The sequence below is a fragment of the Pandoraea cepalis genome (assembly GCF_902459625.1).
Classification (GTDB): Bacteria; Pseudomonadota; Gammaproteobacteria; order Burkholderiales; family Burkholderiaceae; genus Pandoraea; species Pandoraea cepalis.
In genome coordinates this window covers 71,448-88,384 of the sequence record NZ_CABPRY010000014.1, presented here as the reverse complement: position 1 = coordinate 88,384, position 16,937 = coordinate 71,448, and the positions used below count along the sequence as shown (strand labels likewise).

Annotated in this window: 17 protein-coding genes, 1 other RNA gene and 1 riboswitch; of the genes, 10 read left to right on the top strand and 8 right to left on the bottom strand. The window is 65.8% G+C overall.

Features of this window, described 5'->3' with window-relative positions; all coding sequences use genetic code 11:
* Positions 1 to 159 precede the first annotated feature (159 nt).
* The gene (locus PCE31107_RS21195) at positions 160 to 1,941 is read left to right on the top strand and encodes an acyl-CoA dehydrogenase (RefSeq protein ID WP_150610566.1); all 1,782 of its coding nucleotides are present in this window, start codon (positions 160 to 162) and stop codon (positions 1,939 to 1,941) included.
* 135 nt (positions 1,942 to 2,076) lie between these two features.
* Here PCE31107_RS21195 and ssrS read toward each other — a convergent pair.
* The 3 genes from ssrS to PCE31107_RS21180 form a co-directional block, all read right to left on the bottom strand.
* Positions 2,077 to 2,258, bottom strand: a non-coding RNA gene (gene ssrS, locus PCE31107_RS21190) — 6S RNA.
* Positions 2,259 to 2,293: 35 nt separating this feature from the next.
* A complete protein-coding gene (locus tag PCE31107_RS21185) occupies positions 2,294 to 2,605 on the bottom strand; it encodes a cell division protein ZapA (RefSeq protein ID WP_017235030.1) in 312 nt (103 codons plus the stop codon).
* On the bottom strand, positions 2,602 to 2,913 hold the full coding sequence (locus PCE31107_RS21180; RefSeq protein WP_017235031.1) for a hypothetical protein: 312 nt from the start codon (positions 2,911 to 2,913) through the stop codon (positions 2,602 to 2,604). The genes PCE31107_RS21185 and PCE31107_RS21180 overlap by 4 nt, the downstream gene beginning before the upstream one ends.
* 89 nt (positions 2,914 to 3,002) lie before the next feature.
* Positions 3,003 to 3,254, top strand: a riboswitch (cobalamin riboswitch).
* 154 nt (positions 3,255 to 3,408) lie between these two features.
* Here PCE31107_RS21180 and PCE31107_RS21175 point away from each other — a divergent pair.
* From PCE31107_RS21175 to cobC, 7 genes are all read left to right on the top strand, one after another.
* Positions 3,409 to 5,442 (top strand): TonB-dependent receptor plug domain-containing protein, encoded by a 2,034-nt coding sequence (locus PCE31107_RS21175; RefSeq protein ID WP_150610565.1) that lies wholly within the window; start codon positions 3,409 to 3,411, stop codon positions 5,440 to 5,442.
* A gap of 27 nt (positions 5,443 to 5,469) precedes the next feature.
* The gene (locus PCE31107_RS21170; protein ID WP_150610564.1) at positions 5,470 to 6,465 is read left to right on the top strand and encodes a FecCD family ABC transporter permease; all 996 of its coding nucleotides are present in this window, start codon (positions 5,470 to 5,472) and stop codon (positions 6,463 to 6,465) included.
* Positions 6,462 to 7,286: an ABC transporter ATP-binding protein gene (locus PCE31107_RS21165; RefSeq protein ID WP_150610563.1), complete on the top strand. Its 825-nt coding sequence runs from the start codon at positions 6,462 to 6,464 to the stop codon at positions 7,284 to 7,286. The genes PCE31107_RS21170 and PCE31107_RS21165 overlap by 4 nt, the downstream gene beginning before the upstream one ends.
* Before the next feature lie 92 nt (positions 7,287 to 7,378).
* Positions 7,379 to 8,035: a cob(I)yrinic acid a,c-diamide adenosyltransferase gene (gene cobO / locus PCE31107_RS21160; protein WP_150610562.1), complete on the top strand. Its 657-nt coding sequence runs from the start codon at positions 7,379 to 7,381 to the stop codon at positions 8,033 to 8,035.
* A 31-nt stretch (positions 8,036 to 8,066) separates the two neighbouring features.
* Positions 8,067 to 9,152, top strand: a complete 1,086-nt coding sequence (gene cobT / locus PCE31107_RS21155) for a nicotinate-nucleotide--dimethylbenzimidazole phosphoribosyltransferase (protein WP_150610561.1) — start codon at positions 8,067 to 8,069, stop codon at positions 9,150 to 9,152.
* The gene (locus PCE31107_RS21150; protein WP_246181923.1) at positions 9,149 to 10,027 is read left to right on the top strand and encodes an adenosylcobinamide-GDP ribazoletransferase; all 879 of its coding nucleotides are present in this window, start codon (positions 9,149 to 9,151) and stop codon (positions 10,025 to 10,027) included. The genes cobT and PCE31107_RS21150 overlap by 4 nt, the downstream gene beginning before the upstream one ends.
* Positions 10,018 to 10,608 (top strand): alpha-ribazole phosphatase family protein, encoded by a 591-nt coding sequence (gene cobC / locus PCE31107_RS21145; RefSeq protein WP_150610560.1) that lies wholly within the window; start codon positions 10,018 to 10,020, stop codon positions 10,606 to 10,608. Before PCE31107_RS21150 ends, cobC begins: the two co-directional genes overlap by 10 nt.
* Positions 10,609 to 10,635: 27 nt before the next feature.
* Here cobC and PCE31107_RS21140 read toward each other — a convergent pair whose 3' ends face one another.
* Positions 10,636 to 11,589 (bottom strand): cobalamin-binding protein, encoded by a 954-nt coding sequence (locus PCE31107_RS21140; RefSeq protein WP_150610559.1) that lies wholly within the window; start codon positions 11,587 to 11,589, stop codon positions 10,636 to 10,638.
* 249 nt (positions 11,590 to 11,838) lie between these two features.
* On the opposite strand from PCE31107_RS21140, the gene PCE31107_RS23465 reads away from it, so the two are divergent.
* Complete coding sequence (locus PCE31107_RS23465; protein ID WP_174966751.1) at positions 11,839 to 12,003, top strand: hypothetical protein; 165 nt, start codon at positions 11,839 to 11,841, stop codon at positions 12,001 to 12,003.
* A gap of 258 nt (positions 12,004 to 12,261) precedes the next feature.
* Here PCE31107_RS23465 and PCE31107_RS21135 read toward each other — a convergent pair whose 3' ends face one another.
* From PCE31107_RS21135 to cobU, 4 genes are all read right to left on the bottom strand, one after another.
* Positions 12,262 to 12,480, bottom strand: coding sequence for a hypothetical protein (locus tag PCE31107_RS21135; RefSeq protein WP_130025216.1), 219 nt, complete (start codon positions 12,478 to 12,480; stop codon positions 12,262 to 12,264).
* A gap of 223 nt (positions 12,481 to 12,703) precedes the next feature.
* Complete coding sequence (cobD, locus tag PCE31107_RS21130) at positions 12,704 to 13,762, bottom strand: threonine-phosphate decarboxylase CobD (RefSeq protein WP_246181922.1); 1,059 nt, start codon at positions 13,760 to 13,762, stop codon at positions 12,704 to 12,706.
* Positions 13,759 to 14,739, bottom strand: a complete 981-nt coding sequence (gene cbiB, locus PCE31107_RS21125) for an adenosylcobinamide-phosphate synthase CbiB (RefSeq protein WP_150610558.1) — start codon at positions 14,737 to 14,739, stop codon at positions 13,759 to 13,761. The genes cobD and cbiB overlap by 4 nt, the downstream gene beginning before the upstream one ends.
* A 6-nt stretch (positions 14,740 to 14,745) precedes the next feature.
* Positions 14,746 to 15,297, bottom strand: coding sequence for a bifunctional adenosylcobinamide kinase/adenosylcobinamide-phosphate guanylyltransferase (gene cobU / locus PCE31107_RS21120; RefSeq protein ID WP_150610557.1), 552 nt, complete (start codon positions 15,295 to 15,297; stop codon positions 14,746 to 14,748).
* Positions 15,298 to 15,337: 40 nt separating this feature from the next.
* On the opposite strand from cobU, the gene PCE31107_RS21115 reads away from it, so the two are divergent.
* On the top strand, positions 15,338 to 16,894 hold the full coding sequence (locus PCE31107_RS21115) for a cobyric acid synthase (protein ID WP_150610556.1): 1,557 nt from the start codon (positions 15,338 to 15,340) through the stop codon (positions 16,892 to 16,894).
* The last annotated feature ends 43 nt before the right edge of the window (positions 16,895 to 16,937 follow it).

The following is a 16,937-nucleotide window of genomic DNA, read 5'->3' as shown; positions in this document are numbered from 1 at the left end:
GCTGCGGGATCGTCTCCCGCAGCCGATCCGCATGAGGAGGCTGGCCCGCGACGGTGTGGCGTCTTCATGCGAATCGGTCGAACAAAAACATAAAAACATCCTAAGCATCTCGGCATTCGCCGTCATCCGCAGGCAATCGGAATTCGTTGGAGGAACGACATGAGTTATCAGGCCCCGATCAAGGACATGCAGTTCGTGATGAACGAACTGGCGGATCTGACGAGCATCTCGGCGCTGCCGGGCTATGAGGACGCCTCGCCCGAACTCGCGCAGGCGGTGCTCGAGGAAGCGGCGCGCTTCAATCAGGAAGTGCTGGCCCCGCTGAACGTCATTGGCGACCAGCAGCCGAGCACGTGGAAGGATGGCGTCGTCACGACCACGCCGGGCTTCAAGGAGGCGTTTCGTCAGTTCTCCGAGGCGGGTTGGCAGGGGGTGGTGCATCCGCAAGCGTTTGGCGGGCAGGGGCTGCCGAAGCTGGTGGCCACGCCGTGCACGGAAATGCTCAATGCCGCGAACCTGTCGTTCGCGCTGTGTCCGTTGCTGACCGACGGCGCTGTCGAGGCGTTGCTCACCGCGGGCACTGATGCACAACGCGCGCTCTACGTCCCGAAACTGCTTTCGGGCGAGTGGACCGGCACGATGAACCTGACCGAGCCGCAAGCGGGCTCCGATCTCGCGATGGTGCGCACGCGCGCCGAGCGCGAGGCCGACGGGACGTATCGCATCTTTGGCACGAAGATTTTCATCACGTTCGGCGAGCACGACATGGCGGAGAACATCGTGCATCTCGTGCTCGCCCGCACCCCTGATGCGCCCGCCGGCGTGAAGGGCATTTCGCTGTTCATCGTGCCGAAGTTCAACGTCGACGCCGAGGGCAATCTCGGGGCGCGCAACGATGTGCATTGTGTGTCGATCGAGCACAAGCTCGGCATCAAGGCGAGCCCGACGGCGGTGCTGCAGTTCGGCGACAACGGCGGGGCAACGGGCTACCTTGTCGGCGAGGAGAATCGCGGCCTGGAATACATGTTCATCATGATGAACGCCGCGCGCTTCGCGGTCGGCATGCAAGGTGTGGCTATTGCCGAGCGGGCATATCAGCATGCCGTCGCGTACGCCCGCGATCGTTTGCAAAGCCGTCCGGTCGACGGCTCGTCGCGTGACGCCGTAGCCATCATTCATCACCCGGACGTCAAGCGCATGCTAATGACGATGCGTTCGCTGACCGAAGGCGCGCGTGCGCTCGCATACGTGGCGGCAGCACACGCCGATATCGGTCATCACGCAGCAGACGCCGCCGAACGCAAACGTGCACAGGCCGTCTATGAATTTCTCGTGCCGATCGTCAAGGGCTGGAGCACCGAGATGTCGCTGGAGGTGACGAGCCTCGGCGTGCAGGTGCACGGCGGCATGGGCTTTATCGAGGAAACGGGCGCGGCGCAGTACTACCGCGACGCGCGCATCCTGCCGATCTACGAAGGCACGACGGCGATTCAGGCGAACGATCTGATCGGCCGCAAGACGCTGCGCGACGGCGGTGCCGTGGCTCGCGCCCTGTGCGAGCAGATCAGGGTGACGGAAAACGAACTGCGGGCGCTGGGCGGCGTGGGGCCGGGCGTGGCAGACCGTCTGGCGAAGGGGCGCGAAGCGCTCTCGGTCGCAGTCGACTATGTGCTCGCGAACACGCAGGACAATGCGAATGCAGTGTTTGCAGGAAGCGTGCCGTACCTGACGCTTGCCGGTATCGTGCTGGGTGGATGGCAGATGGGCCGCGCGTTGCTGGCCGCACAGACGTTACGCGATCAGGACCCGTCGTTCTACGATGCCAAGATCGGTACCGCGCGCTTCTTCGCGGATCACTTCCTCACGCGCGCCCCGGGTCTTGCGCTGGCGATTACCGAGGGCGCGGCGTCGACCCTGTCGTTGAGCGAAGCGCAGTTCTGATCGACCTGCCACGCTGGCGTGAGGCGATCGATGGAAATGCGGCCTACGGGCCGCTTTCTTTTTGTGCGAGCGCGACGTGCGAACGCGACAGCAACGGACGAAAAAAAACGGCACTGCATGCGCAGTGCCGTGTATTGGGTCCCCGCCTCAGCCGCTAAGCCGGCATCCTGAACCGTGAGGTTCAAGGTGGTCGCGGTTAGTAACGCTTCGGGTTCATCAGACAGAGTGACGATCACACCAGCACTACAAACTTCCGCAACCTGCAACAGATCATTGGTTCAAGGAATCTATGACTTTCGCGAACCAGGCAGGGAAAACTAACTTTTTGAATCGAACGGCAGCCAGTGAATTTTCAGCTTTGATACTGATCGATCACAGCACTCAGTCGTTCGTTCATGCGATTCATTCTACTCTGAATTTCTTCCGCGGGGAATGCTTGTCCAGCAGCAATACTTTTTTCCAGCGCAAGCAATTCGGATGCCAGACTCAAGGCTGCCATGACGGCAATCCGGTCGGTGCCGCGCACGTTGCTTTGCGCACGCACCTTGCTCATCTCGGCATCGACGCGCGACACCGCAGACAGCAAGTCGGCCTCGTGTTCCGGCGGGCAGGCGAGCCGATACGACTGTTCCAGAATATTGACTTCGAGCTGCTTGATCGTCATGCGTTTTCTCCACCGGGGGTGCCGAGCAGATCCATTTGACCTTCAGCGGGGTTCTGCGTCGGGAGCTTTTCCAGAATGGCATTCAGGCGAACCTGCGCTTCGTCGATCTTGGCAGCAAGCTGATCGCGCTGCAGACGCAGGGCGTCGCGCTCGACACGCAACTGCTCGATGGCAGTGCGTGTGTCGTCGCATTCAGCACGCGCGCGATCGAGTTCGGCGAGCAGCGCTTGGTTGTGTTGATGAAAACGTTGGCTGATCACAACCAACTGTTCAATTTTGTCGGTGAGATTGTCGAGATCGGTGAGCATCGGGCTGCGTCCTCTTAATTGCCCTACATTCTAACGGAATCGGCGGCCAATGCCCGACGAACGAGCATTGACGCTCATTCGAATGGCCCCTACACTTGCGGCACTTCGGTGCTCGCGCACGCCCTCCCGGCATGCGCAGTTAAACGGGAAACAGGGAGCCGCGCCCCCACACGGGCTGGTCAACCTGTGCTGCCCCCGCAACGGTAAGTCATTCTTTCGGCCCGAAAGGTTTCCGAAAACGCGCTTCACCTTCATCGCCACTGTGAGTTATCCGCTCGCGGGAAGGCCGGTCAGGCGCCACAATGACCAGCCCGGATACCGGCCTGAGTGAGTGGGGAAACGCCATGCCATCCGGCGCAGCCGGTGGCGGGCAGTCGTCGTTTTCATGTGTCGGTGCTTCGCATCCGTGACGTGTCACCGGCGCTCCCCTTGCGCCAGCGGCCTGCGGGGGAACGGGCCTAGGCAATAAAAAAACTACGGAAGTCACACCCGATCATGCGCACCCACGTTCGCGCGATGGCGCTGCACGCGCCTGTCTTGCCACGTCCTACCTGCACTGGCTGCATTACCCGCGTTACTGCTGCACCGGCCACGTCTGTTGCCGCCCCGCACCGTCTTGCCCTCGCGGCGACCCTGTTGGCCGCCAGCATCGGCGTCCATGCCCAGTCGGCCCAGTCCGCCGATGCCGCATCGACGGCGTCGCCCATGCCGGCGGTGCTCGCCGCCAATCCGCCCGACAACCCCGCCACCGACAGCTCCACCGCCGTGCAACTCAAGGCGACCGTGGTGACAGCCTCGCGCACCGAGCAGACGCTGACAGACACGCTGGCGGCCACCTCGGTCATCACGCGCGAAGACATTGAACGCAGCCAGACGCAGGATTTGCCGACGCTGCTGCGCGGACAGGCCGGCGTGGAAATCGTGCAGAACGGCGGTTTCGGCACGTCGGCCAGCGTCTTCATGCGCGGCGCGGCATCGAATGCTTCGCTCGTGCTCATCGACGGGGTGCCCGTCAACGCAGCCACAACCGGTACGACCAACATCGCCCAGATCCCGGTGTCGCAGATCGACCACATCGAGATCGTGCGCGGCAACGTCTCGGCCCTGTATGGTTCGCAGGCCGTCGGTGGCGTGATCCAGATCTTCACGCGCAAGGGTAACGGCGGCCCGCCCCGCGCCTATGCCGAAGTGGGCTACGGCACGAACAACACCACGCAGGCCAACGCCGGCATCGCCGGCTCGTTCGACGACGGCAAGACCCGCTTCTCCCTGGACGTCTCGCGGTTTCACACCAACGGCATCTCGGCGCAGGACCCGCGCTTCGCGCCGAAGGTCAACCCCAACCGCAACGGCGACGACAACACGAGCGTGAGCGCATCGCTGTCGCGCAAGGTCGGCGACACGTGGGAGGTCGGTGCGCGTCTGTTCCAGAGCGACGGCAGCAGCAGCTACGACAATGCCTACGGCAAACCCACCGACCTGAACGACAGCGACGCCCGCGTTCGCCAGATCTCTGGTTATGCGAAGGGCAACCTCACGGACAAGTGGAAGACCCGGATCACCGTCACGCAGGGCGACGACTACAGCTATAACTATCTGAACGGCAGCGGTAACGGCAACTTCCATACGTCGAGCAACCAGATCGACTGGGCCAACGAATATGCGTTCATGCCGGATCAGAAGCTGATCGCCGGCTACACGCGTCTGGAGCAAACGGTCGAGAGCAGTACGAACTACGACCGCAACAACCGCCATCTCGATTCGGGCTACGTCGGATACGAGGGACAATTCGGCAAGCATCAGATTCAGGCCAACGTGCGACGCGACGTGTATTCCGATTTCGGCGGCGCGAACAGCTACTGGGCCGGCTATGGCTACTCGCTCACGCCGCAGTGGAAGGTCATGGCCAATGCGTCGGACGGCTTTCGCGCACCGACCTTCAACGAGCTGTTCTATCCGGGCTTCGGCAATCCGAACCTGCAACCGGAACGCTCGATTTCGAAGGAACTCGCCGTGCAGTTCAACGGCGGCGAGCGCCTCGGCCTGGTCAAGTTGACGGGGTTCCGGACCCAGTACACCAACCTGATCCAGTCGCTCACGGTGTTTCCGTACACGGCCGCGAACGTCGCAAACGCGCGCGTCGAGGGCCTGGAGTTGACCTACGCGGGCCGTCCGTTCCTCGGCATGGACGTGCGCGCGTCGTTCACGCGGCAGAACCCAACCGATCTCGATGCCGACAAGCAACTGGCGCGTCGCGCCCGGCAGTTCGGGTCGGTCGGTCTGTCGAAGACGTTCGGCAAATTCACCGTCGGCGGCGATGTCTTCTACAACGGCGAGCGTTACGATACGGGCGGTCAGCATCTCGGTGCCTACACGCTCGTGAACCTTCAGACACGCTACGATATCGACAAATCCTGGTACGTCTCGGCGCACCTCGACAACGTCTTCAACAAGCATTCCCAGACGGTCTATGGCTACAACACCCTTGGACGCGCGATTTACGTCTCGCTCGGCTGGAAGCAGTTCTAACGACGTCCCGGCAGGGCGAGACGTCGCATGACGCTGCGTCGCGCCCTCGCCATCTGGACGGGACTGGCCGGTGTGGCACTGGCCGTTCTCGTGGTGTCGCTCATGCTGGGGAGCGTGCCGGTCTCGCTGCGCGAAATCGGCACGTTGCTGCTCGGCCATGACGCCGGTCTTGCCGGCGACGTGGTCTGGCGTCTGCGTCTGCCGCGCGCACTTGCCGCGTTCGCCTGTGGCGGCCTGCTCGCGGTCGCGGGCACGTTGATGCAAACGCTGTTGCGCAACCCGCTCGCCGACCCTTACGTGCTGGGCATTTCCGGCGGCGCGGGGGTTGCCGCGCTGGCGTCGCTGGCGCTCATGCTGCCCTTTTTCTGGGTGCAGACGAGCGCCTTCGTCGGCGCGCTTGCGGCCATTGCCCTCGTGATGGCGCTGTCTCGCCGAAGCTTTCTACGCCATGACGATCACGACAGCAGTACCCAATTGTTGTTGACCGGCGTGATGACGGCCGCCGGCTTTGGCGCGCTCGCCACGCTCATCCTCACCCTCGCACCCGACGCCAGCCTGCGCGGCATGCTGTTCTGGCTCACGGGCGATCTGAACGGCGTCGACCGCGCCGGGTTGCCGTTGATCGCGCTCGCGGCGACGCTGTTCATCGTGTGTCCGGTCGCGCATCGCCTGAATGTGCTGCTGCGTGGCGAAGCGGTGGCGCATGGCGTGGGCGTGGCCGTCGGCCCGCTGCGCGCCCGCATCTATCTGGCGGCGTCGCTGGCAACCGCCGTGGCAGTGACCACCGCGGGCAGCATCGGCTTCGTCGGTCTCGTCGTGCCGCACATCCTGCGTTTGCGCTTCGGCAACGATCAGCGCATGCTGCTGCCGGCCGCCGCGCTCGGGGGCGGGGCGTTGCTGATGTTCGCCGATCTCGTGGCGCGCACTGTCATTGCGCCGACGCAATTGCCCGTTGGTGTCATCACGGCGATGATCGGCGTGCCCGTTTTCCTGTGGCTGCTTTCCCGACGAGCCATCCAATGAGCGCACCGCTGCTGCAAACACACGCGCTGACGCTGCGCGCCGCCGAACGGGTGCTCGTGGACCAGCTCGATCTCGTGATCGCGCCGGGCGAGTGCTGGTGTCTGGCCGGGCCCAACGGCGCGGGCAAGACGACATTGCTTGGCACGCTCGCCGGGCTGCGTCACGTCGACGACATACCGCCGCGCGGCGTCCCGCTCAGCGCCAGCGGCCGCGTGACGCTGGGCGGCAAGGCGCTGGCGCAGTGGCGTCCGGCGTCGCTCGCCAAGGTGCGCGCGCTGATGCCGCAACAGACGCGCGACGCGTTCGGCGCCACCGCGCTCGAAGTGGTGCTGACGGGCCGTCATCCCTATCTGGCGCGAGGCCGCTGGGGGGCATGGGAGTCGGACGACGACATCGCCGCCGCCATGGCCGCCCTTGCGCAGGTCGGCCTGGAGCGCTTCGCCGCGCGCGACGTCACCACGCTCTCGGGGGGCGAGCGCCAGCGCGTATCGCTGGCCGCCGTGCTGGCGCAGGCCACACCGTTGCTGTTGCTCGATGAACCGGTCTCGCATCTCGATCTGCATCACCAGATCGACGCGTTGGAGCGCGTCGCGCGCCACGCGGAACGAATTGATGCCGCCGTCATCTTCTCTTGCCACGATTTGAATCTGGCGCGACGCTTCGCCACGCACGCTTTGCTGCTCGACGGCCGTGGCGGATGGCGCGCCGGCCCGGTGCACGACGTGCTCTGCGCCGAGCATTGCAGCCACGCCTTCGGGTATCCGCTGCGTCTCATTCGCGATGGCGACGACGAGGCCCTCGTGCCCGCGCGTCGCCTGTGAATGGCGCGCATGATGCCCCGTCGTACGGGCGTACACTCTCAACCGCGTGCGGCCGTCCCGCGTCGCATGCCCGCTTTTGACAGGTGCTGTTCATGACGCAAGAAACGCCGCAATCCCCAACGCCATCCGAATCGCCATCGGCATCCGACGACGGGCGCGATGCGCGCCATCGCACGCGCATGGCGCGCAAGAAGGAGGTGATCGACGACAAGATCGCGCAGGCCCAGCGCGACTGTGGCGTGATCGTCGTCACGACCGGTAATGGCAAAGGGAAATCGAGCTCCGGCTTCGGCATGGTCGTGCGCGCGATGGGGCACGGCATGAAGACGGGCGTCGTGCAGTTCATCAAGGGCGCGATCCCGACGGGGGAGGAGACTTTCCTGCGCCGCTTTCCTTCGGAGTGCGAGTTTTTCGTGATGGGCGAGGGCTACACCTGGGAGACGCAGGACCGCACGCGCGACATCGCAAAGGCCGAAGCGGCCTGGGAGCAAGCGCGCCGAATGCTGCGCGACGCGTCGTTCGGTCTGGTGTTGTTCGACGAGTTGAACATTGCCCTCAAGCTCGGCTATCTCGACGTCGACACGGTGATCGCCGATTTGCGGGCACGACCGGAGATGCAGCACGTGGTGATCACCGGACGCGGCGCCCCGCAAGCGCTGATCGATGTGGCCCACACCGTGACCGATATGACGCCGGTCAAGCATGCGTTTGCCCAGGGCATCCGTGCGCAGGCCGGCGTGGAAATGTAACCACCGCCTCATTGTTTCAGGACGTCACCGTATGAATGCTTTCAGCCCCTCGCTCGCCGAACTGTTCGATATCGACGCGCCTGCCACGGCGATGGACGCCACGCTCAGGCACGCCATCGACATCAAGACGAAGCCGCCCGGCAGCCTGGGCGCGCTCGAGCGCGTGGCCTACCAGGTCGGCCGGATTCAGCAGAGCGCGACGCCCGATCTCGCGCGTCCGGCCATGCTGGTGTTCGCAGGCGATCACGGCATCGTCGCTGCGGGCGTGAGTCCATATCCGCAAGCCGTCACCGCGCAGATGGTGCATAACTTCCTGCGCGGCGGTGCGGCCATCAATGTGTTCTGCCGCACCCACGGCATTGGGCTGGAGGTCGTCAACGCGGGCGTTGCCGCTGAATTTCCGTCGCATGCGTCGCTCGTCGACATTCCCGTGGCGCGCGGCACGCAGAACTTCCTCGAAGCGCCCGCCATGACCCGCGAGCAACTCGAAACGGCGTTGGCCGCCGGGGCCGCGCGCGTCGTGGCGCACGCCGCGCTCGGCACGCGCATGATTGGCTTTGGTGAGATGGGCATCGGTAACACGTCGTCGGCGGCGTGCCTGATGCAGCGGCTGACCGGCCTGCCACTCGCGGCATGTGTCGGGCGTGGCACCGGTGTCGACGACGCCGGTCTCGTGCGAAAGACCGCCATACTCGAGCGTGCGCTGGCGGCGCATCCGCACGTGGGGAAGGGGATGCCGGATCCGCTGGAGACGCTCGCCACCTTTGGCGGCTTCGAGATCGCAATGATGACCGGCGCATATCTCGCGGCCGCGAAGCTGGGACTCGTCATCGTGGTGGACGGCTTCATCAGCACATCGGCGCTGTTGGTCGCCGCGCGCATGTCGCCGGCGGTGCTCGACTATTGCGTCTTCGCGCACGCATCGGACGAAACCGGCCATCGTGCCATGCTCGAGATCCTCACGGCGACGCCGTTGCTGCAACTGGGCCTGCGTCTCGGCGAGGGCACGGGCGCTGCGCTCGCGATGCCGCTCATTCAGGCGGCCGCCGCGTTTCTGCGCGAGATGGCAACGTTCGAAGGGGCGGGCGTGAGCGAGCGCGAGGCGTCGGACCAATGACCCCCTCGTCCCCCGATCCCTCGCGCCCCTGCGACGATGTCGATGCGCCGTCGAGCGCGTTGGCAACGCAGGATCGCCCGGCGCGCAAAGGGGCTTTCGCAGGGGCGTTCGGGGGCATCAAGGGACAGGTGCGGCTTTTCCTGACCGCGCTCGGGTTTTTTACACGGGTGCCGATTCCGCCATGGGTCGGTCATTCGCCCGAGCAACTGAATGCCGCGACGCGTTATTTCCCGCTCGTCGGCGTGTTCGTCGGCGCGCTCGTCGCGTTGTTGACGGTGGCGATGGGCCGGTTGTGGTCGCCGCACCTCGCGATCGCATTGGGGTTGGGCATCAGTGTGCTGCTCACGGGGGCTTTTCATGAGGACGGGTTGGCCGATTCGGTCGACGCGTTCGGCGGCGCGTTCACGCGTGAGCGCGCGCTGGAGATCATGCACGACTCGCGCATCGGCACCTACGGCGCGGTGGCGTTGTGGCTGGCGCTTGCCGTCAAATGGCAGGCCCTCGTCGACATACAGGCGGCGGCGGGGTGGGGCGGCTTTGCCGTCGTGCTGATCGGCGCGCACGCCGCCAGCCGCAGCATGGCGATCAGTCTGTTGCGCTCGCTCGATTACGTGCGCCCGGAAGGCAAGGCCAAGCCGGTCGCGCAACGTTTGCACCTGCGCGAGCTGCTGTTCGGCGTGGCGTGCAGTGTGCCGTGGTGGGGGTGGCCCGACTGGCGCGCCGGCGTGACGGGCGCGGTGGTGCTGATCGCATTGCGCGCGGGCTTCATCCGGTATCTGCGCCGCCGCCTTGGCGGCTACACCGGCGACACGCTCGGCTTTGCCCAACAACTTGGCGAACTCGCGCTGTATCTCACGGTGTGCGCATGGATCTGATCCTGATGCGGCATCCGCCGCCCGATGTCGCCTCGTCCGTCTGTTACGGCCGGACCGACCTGCCGGTCGACGCGGCGCGCTTCGACGCGTGTGTCGCCGCGATGCGGGCCGGACTCGCGGCGCAACTTGACGGCCGCACGCCGACGGCGATTCACTGCAGTCCCTTGCAGCGCGCAAGACGCGCCGCCGACACCCTGGCGACGTCGTTCGGCGTGCCGGTGACAGAAGATGCGCGTCTCGCGGAGATGGACTTCGGCGCGTGGGAAATGCGGCCATGGGACACCCTCGACCGGCGCGATCTCGATGCGTGGGCACGCGACATCCATGGATTCTCGCCTCCCGGCGGTGAATCCGCGCGCGACGTCGTGTTGCGCATGCATTCGTGGGCGAGGGCGTTGCGCGCCGTCGCGAACGACGTGCATGTGGCCGTCGCCCACGCTGGACCGATTCGTCTGCACACCGCAACGGCGTTGCGCATGCCGACCACGGCATGCCTGTCATGGGCGCTCGACTTCGGCGCGCTCTGCCACCTTCACGTCGCCGACGACGGCCATGCGCGATTGATTCGCTGGAACGCGTGAGCGGCCGGGCTCCGCCCCGCGACGGCATTACTGCACGGCAGGTTGGCGACGTGCGCGAGCGATATCGAGGTCTTCGCACATCGCGCGTGCGCCGTCGAGAATGCGCGGGCCGGGCCGGCTGATGAGGTCGCCGTCGATGCCGAACAGGTTGTTATGGGCCACGGCAGGCAACTGCGGCCACTTGCGCCAAGCATCGAGCGTGGCGAGCGGCTTGGCGGACGCCGTTGCGCCAGACGTCGCCGTAAACATCGTTTCCGGACGTTTGGCCAGTACCGCTTCGATGGACACGCGCGGCACGAGCGGCGCTTCGTCGGCGAAGACGTTCACACCGCCGCACAGCCGGATCACGTCGCTCACCATGGCGTTGCCGTTGAGCGTCATGAGCGGTTGCGTCCACACCTGATAGAAGACCTCGACAGGAGAGCGCGATGCGTACTGTTTGCGCAGCGCTTCGTAGCGCGCGCGAAACGTTTGCGCCGACGCTTGCGCTTTGGCAGGTGTTCCCGTCAGCGTGCCCAGCGTCTCGATTGCCGCGGGCAGATCCGTCAGATGCTTCGGCTCGGAATAGAAGATCGGTATTTTCAACTGTCTCAATGCTTCGACCTGACGCTGCGAGTTGCCATGCATCCACACGACGAGCAGGTCGGGTTTGAGCGAGAGAATGCGTTCGAGATCGAGCGCGCTGTTGTCGCCAACGCGCGGCAGGCGACGCGCGGCCTCGGGGTAGTCGGAGTAGGCGACCACGCCCACGACCTTGTCGCCCGCGCCGGCTGCAAACAGCAGCTCGGTCGCGTGCGGCGAGAGGCTCACCACGCGCTGGGCCGGCGCCGGGAGGGTGACCATGGCACCGGAGTCATCTCTGACGGAGATGGCGGCGTGGGCACTGAGCGTGGCGAGCCAGGCAGCGGCCAGGGCAATTCCATAGCGGCGAATTCCGCGGAGACGGCAAAGCAGGGGCACGGCCGGAAGATTGAGCGGCATCTGGGCGGGCTTGGGGGTTGAAGGACGTGGGTTGGCACGGTGGAGCGTCGCGAAAACGCACCGGTCCGCCGGCTGACTCGCCATTCTCTGCGGGTTGTGGCGTCGCGACAAGGGGCTGGCGTGCTGATCCCCGCGAACCGATGTCATGCATGAGAGGTCGAACGATGCGTGACGCGATAGGCTGGAGCGCGTCGGGACATTGGCAGACAACACGTACGGCCCGTGCGCCGGATTCCAGGAGTGGAAGTCGTGAAGCGAAATATCGGAATGAGGAGCGCGTTGACGCTCGCGCTGGTGATGATGCTCGGTGCGTGTGCGGCGCCGGACGGACATGGCGGTGCGAGCGCCGCGAACGGCACGAGCAAGGTGCAAGCCTACGGCGTGATCGACGGTGGCGTAACGGTGGTCAAATAGCGGGACGTGTCGATAGACGCATGGTGCGAAGCCTCGTGAGACAACACGCTGGCGATCGCGCCGCAAGTGAAAACGACCGCGCCCCCGGACTCCGGAGAGTTCAAGGGGCGCGATCGCTAACGCATTGTCAGGGCGTGACTGAAGCGTGACTACGTCCTGACTGCAGCGTTACTGAAGCGAGACTCCGGCGACCGGTTGATGGTGCACCGTGTGACAGAACCGCGTGCGCGGCAGTGTCCGGCCAACCGGTTGGCGACCTTAGTTGGACGCCGGGGCCGGGGCGGCAGCACCTGCGTCCGACGCCGGAGCGCTCATGGCAGCGCCTGCGTCGCTGGCCGGCGCGGCCATGCCTGCCGCCGGTGCCGATGCCGACGTGTCGGCGGCCGGCGCGGCCGTTTGGTCTTCCTTCTTGGTACAACCAACCGTCACGACAGCGGCGGTCAGGAGGGTCGCGAGCAACAGAGGCAGTTTTTTCATTTGGTCGTCCTTTTATCGGGGAAAGCCCTTGCGAAAGAACCTTCAGTCTAACGGCGCCCTTCGGCGATGACTGTATGCATTTGTTGCAGAAATGCTTCAATTTGTAACGAAAAAGGGCTCGCGTCTCACGTCGTTTGATACGAGGTAAGCGCAGATGAGGCGACCCTTCGGGCGCGTTACGAGGAATTTGGACGGCCCCTCACTTCCGCAGTTCCCTAAAATGTCATTCGGGGTGCGAGCCGTCGAGTGCCGACTGTAATCGCTGCCACTCGGCCTCGGTCGACGGCAGGCCGAGCCGCAGACTCGGCAAGGTCCGCGTTTCCCCGTTCTCCACGGCGATCGGACGTGCCTCGAAAAGACGTGTCCAGATGCCTTGGGCCGCCAACTGCGCGTGCCATCGCGGCGCCATCGCATGCGGTGTCCATGCGAAAAGGGGCGTGCCTTGCGCGGGCCAGCCCCGCCCTCGCAACAGCGCAAGCAGGCGCTCGCCGTCCTTCTCCAAACGCACGCGCGTCGCCGCTTGCCAGGCCGTATCGCGCAGGGCAGTTCGTACCGCGAACCTTGCCGGGCCGCTGACCGTCCACGCGCCGAGCCGCTCGGCCAAGCGCGTCGCCACCCCCTGCGGACAAAGCGCAAAGCCCGCGCGAATGCCCGCCAGCCCGAAGAACTTGCCGACCGAGCGCAGCAGGACGAGGCCATCCTCGCCCGCGTGGGACGTCATCGACGCGTTGGGCGACACGTCGGCAAATGCCTCGTCGACGATCAACATGCCACCGCGCTCGACCAGCAAACCTTGCCATCGGGAGAGGGTCTGGCGTGAAACGCACCGTGTCGTCGGATTGTCGGGATTGACCCACACGAGGTAGTCGACGTCGGGCAAGCCGGCCTCGGGCCCCAGCCATGGCACAAGGGTGTGTCCGGCTTGGGCGAAGGCCGGCGCGTACTCGCTGTAGGTGAGCGAGGCGACGGCGACGCGTCCCGGTGGCAGCAGCGCGGGTAACGCGCGAATGACGGCCTGCGATCCGGCGCACGGCACCACGGTCTGGACCGGCGCGCCGTAGTACTGCGCCGCCACGTCGCGCAGATCGTCGAAGGCATCGGGCAAGTCGCGCCAGACGCTCGCAGGCGGCATCGGCACGGGATAGCCGTTCGGATTGATGCCGGTGGACAGGTCGAGCCAGTCTTCGCGGGGCCGTTGATACCGCAAAATGGCTTCGCCGAGATTGCCGCCATGGCGAGGCGCTGGCGACGCGTCCAACGCGGGGAATGCCGTCTCGCTCACAACATTCCCGTCGGCACGCTATCGGCCTGTGAGGCCGCGAAAAGCGCGAGCGCGCCGCCGACGATCAGCCACATCCACATCGAGCGCGAGATAAGCCGCCACGCGGCCTCGATGTGCTGCGGCGAGGGCGTCATGCCACAACCCAGCGCCGGACGTGCTTCCCACTCGCCTTGATAGCGGGCAGGACCGCCCAACTGGACACCGAGACTGCCGGCCCCGGCGGCCATCACCGGCCCGGCGTTCGGGCTGGACCAGGCGCTCGCCTGCGTGCGCCAGCAGTCGATGGCTCGGGCGACGTCGCCGAAGATGGCGTAGCTCGCAGCGGTCAGCCGCGCGGGAATCCAGTTAAGGGCATCGTCGATGCGAGCGGCAGGTCGGCCGAAGTACAGAAACTTGTCGGTGCGATAGCCCCACATGGCGTCGAGCGTGTTCGCGAGTCGGAACAGCACGACGCCGGGCGCGCCTGCGATGGCGAACCAGAACAGCGCGCCGAAGATGGCATCGTTGCCGTTCTCCAGCGTTGACTCCACCGCTGCGCGCGCGAGATCGGAGGCACTCGCGTCTTCAGTGTCGCGCGAGACGATGCGCGCCGTGAGCGCACGCGCTTGCGTCAGGTCGCCGTCGCGCAGGGCCTGGGCGATGGGCATCACATGCTCGCGCAAGCTGCGCGCCCCCAAGGCGGCGTACAACGCGAGCGCCTGCCAGACAATGCCGCCCCAACCGGGCAGGAACGTCAGCGCCCAGGCGATCGCGACGGGCAGTACCAGCATGATCGCCCACGCCCAGGCGCCGCGCACCATGGCGCTGAACGGCTTGTCCTGGATGCCGGGCGTGTTGAGCCAAGCTTCGACGCCGTTGGCGATGTAGCCGAATCCGGCCAGCGGATGCCACCGGCGCGGCTCGCCGAGCCAGGCGTCGAGCAGTACGCCGATCAGGGCGGCGAGCCAGAGCGATTCGGGGGCGATGGCAGTGAGCATTGGCGATTATCCTTTGACGGCCATCGGCAATCCGGCGACGACAAAACGCACTTGCGGGGCGCGTGCCGCGACACGCTGGTTCAGACGGCCCAGCTCATCGACGTAGCGTCGCGTCAGCGAGCCCATCGGAATCACGCCGAGTCCGATTTCGTTGCTGACGACAACGATCTTGCCGGGCAGCGATTCCAGCGCCCGGTCGAGCGATTCGACAACATCGTGCCACTGCGCATCGCTGGCGGGCCCTTCGGGATGATCGTCCGGCGGGCAGAGCCAACCGGCCAGCCACAGCGGCAGACAGTCGACCAGTACGCAATGGCCGTCGCGGGCAACGTCGCGCAGCGTTCCCGTGAGATCGCGTCCGACTTCCACGGTGCGCCAGTGCGCCGGACGGCTGGCGCGATGATGGGCTATGCGCGCGCGCATCTCGGGCTCGTCGCTTACCGCGGCGGTAGCGACATAGGTGACCGGCAGGCCGCTTTGTCCGGCGAGACGTTCGGCGAACGCACTCTTGCCGGAGCGCGCACCACCCAGCACGAAAGTCAGGTCGAGGGCACTCATGGGCAATATTGTACGAGCGGCCGATGCGATAATTCGCGTCATGAGTGAATTCCCTGTCAATTTCGCGGCGCCCGCACGCGCCTATCGGGGCACCCTGATGATTCAGGGCACCTCGTCCGATGCCGGCAAGAGCACATTGGTCGCCGGTCTGTGCCGTTTGCTCCATCGTGAAGGCGTGCGCGTGGCACCGTTCAAGCCGCAGAACATGGCACTCAACAGTGCCGTGACGGCCGACGGCGGCGAGATCGGTCGGGCGCAGGCCTTGCAGGCGCAGGCGGCCGGCATCGCGCCGCACACCGACTTCAATCCCGTGCTGCTCAAACCGAACAGCGACCGCGGCGCGCAGGTCATCATCGGCGGCAAGGTCATAGCCGATCTGGATGCGCGTGCGTATCACGAGTACAAGCCGCGTGCGATGGCCGCCGTGCTGGCCGCTTACCAGCGCTTGAGCACCGGCTACGATGCGGTGCTCGTCGAAGGGGCAGGCAGTCCGGCCGAGGTGAACCTGCGCGCGCGCGACATCGCGAACATGGGCTTCGCCGAAGCGGTCGACGCGCCAGTGTTGCTCGTCGCCGATATCGACCGGGGCGGTGTGTTCGCGCAATTGCTCGGCACGCTCGCGTGTCTTTCCGAGAGCGAGCGTGCACGCATCAAGGGTTTCGTCATCAACCGGTTTCGAGGCGATCCGTCGCTGTTGACCAGTGGCCTCGAATGGCTGGAGGCGCGCACCGGCATCCCGGTGCTGGGCGTGTTGCCCTATCTTCACGGCCTGCACCTGGATGGCGAAGACATGCTGCCCGGCGAGCGCCACTCGGCCGCGCGCAGTGAGACGCGGCTGCGCGTCGCGGTACCCGCGTTGCCACGCATCAGCAATCACACCGATTTCGACGCCTTGCGGGCGCACCCGCAGGTCGATTTCCGCTATGTCAGTGCGGGCGAGCCGTGGCCCGACAGCGATCTCGTGATTCTGCCCGGCAGCAAGCATGTGCGTGCCGATCTGGCATGGCTGCGGGCGCAGGGTTGGGCTCCGGCCATCGCACGGCATCTGCGCTACGGCGGCAAGGTGCTGGGTATCTGCGGCGGCTTGCAGATGCTCGGGACGGCGATTCACGACCCGCTCGGGCTGGAAGGCGAGGCAGGGACGACCGCCGGCCTCGGATGGCTCGACCTCGAGACCACGATGCAGCCGCAAAAGCAGCTCCGTGTCGTGACGGGACACCTGAGCGTCGGCGATGCCCCCGTGAGCGGCTATGAGATCCACATGGGCGTGACGCACGGGGCGGCGCTCGAGCGGCCGGCTGTCTGGTTGGCGGGCGAAGCGAGCCACGCGGGGCAATCGAGTGAAGCGGCCGCCCGTGCCGACGGCGCCCGCTCGGCCGACGATCAGGTGATGGGGACCTACCTGCATGGCCTGTTCGATACGCCACAGGCCCTGCAAGCGTTGCTCACGTGGGCCGGCGCCGGTGACGTCGAGGCGCAGGACTACAACGCGCTACGCGAGGCGTCGCTCGACCGGTTGGCGGATTCGCTGGCGGCGCATCTGGATCTATCGCGCGTCTGGGCGTGTCTGCATGAGTGCACAGCGAAGGCGGACTGACGCGAGGCCGCCATCCCGCCGTTGTAAGATGAACGGCAAATCG